We start from the raw sequence: 1,110 nt of genomic DNA on the forward strand, positions 1-1,110 counted from the left end.
TGCCTCATAGGATGTCCGCGAGAGCGCGGAGGTGCACCTGCTTGCCAACCACGACCAGCCGGTCGCCCTCCCGCAGGGCGGTGACGGTCTTCTCGTCGCGGATCAGCTCATCGCCGCGCTTGAGTGCGAGCAGCTCGATACCGAAGCGCTCTTCCAGCTCGAGATCACCCACCGTGGAGTCGGTGACGGTCTCGCTCAGCGCCAGCTCGACCACGAAGTAGTCGCTGCCGAGGCTGATGTAGTCCAGCACGAACGGGTAGTTGAGCGAGTAGGCCACGCGCACGCCGATCTCGAACTCCGGGTGGACGATGCGGTCCGCCCCGAGCTTGCTGAGGATGCGGTGGTGTGCCGGGCTCTTGGCCTTGACCCACACCCGCGGCACGCCGAGGTGCTTGAGCCCCAGCGTGCACAGGATGTTCGACTCCAGGTTCTCGCCGATCGCCACCACGGCGGCGTCGAAGTCCCCGAGGCCCAGCTCCTCCAGGGCGCGCTCGTCGCGCACATCCGCGGAGACGATGTGGGTGAATTCCTCGGCCAGGGTGTTCACCCGCTCCTCGTCCTCGTCGACCGCCAGCACCTCGTTGCCGAGCTCCTCGAGCTGCTGCGCCACCGTGGTCCCGAAGTTGCCCAGTCCCAGCACGGCGAACTTGCCGTGTCCTGGCTTGACGTCCGGCCGTCCGGACTCGCGGCCGTTGCCGCCGGTCTTTTCCTTCGCCATGCCGCCCCCGTGCCTCAGTGCCAGACGCTGACCACCACCGAACGACGATGGCCGTGCCGGCGGTGCTCCCACAGATAGATGCCCTGCCAGGTGCCCAGCGCCAGCCGACCGGTACTCACGGGCACAGTGAGCCCTGAATTCGTGAACACGCTGCGCAGGTGGGCGGGCATGTCGTCCGGGCCTTCCGCGTCGTGCACGTAGGCCGGATCGCCGTCGGGGAAGAGCCGCGCCGCGACCGTCTCGAGGTCCCGGCGCACGGAGGGATCGGCGTTCTCGCAGATGATGAGCGAGGCGCTGGTGTGGCGCACGAACACGTGGCAGAGCCCGTCCCCCGCGCCGGCCTCGGAGACCACGTCCGCGACGCGGCGGGTGATCTCCACCGTGCCACGCCC

Annotated in this window: 2 protein-coding genes; both read right to left on the reverse strand. The window is 68.8% G+C overall.

The genetic code is table 11. The features are described from left to right. Positions 1 to 4 precede the first annotated feature (4 nt). Positions 5 to 718: a TrkA family potassium uptake protein gene (locus tag G7A99_RS18210; protein ID WP_018717011.1), complete on the reverse strand. Its 714-nt coding sequence runs from the start codon at positions 716 to 718 to the stop codon at positions 5 to 7. A gap of 14 nt (positions 719 to 732) precedes the next feature. Then, positions 733 to 1,110, reverse strand: a 378-nt coding sequence (locus G7A99_RS18215; RefSeq protein ID WP_163142841.1) for a secondary thiamine-phosphate synthase enzyme YjbQ, incomplete at its 5' end; no start/stop codon positions are given.

This window comes from Arhodomonas sp. KWT, from assembly GCF_010993615.1.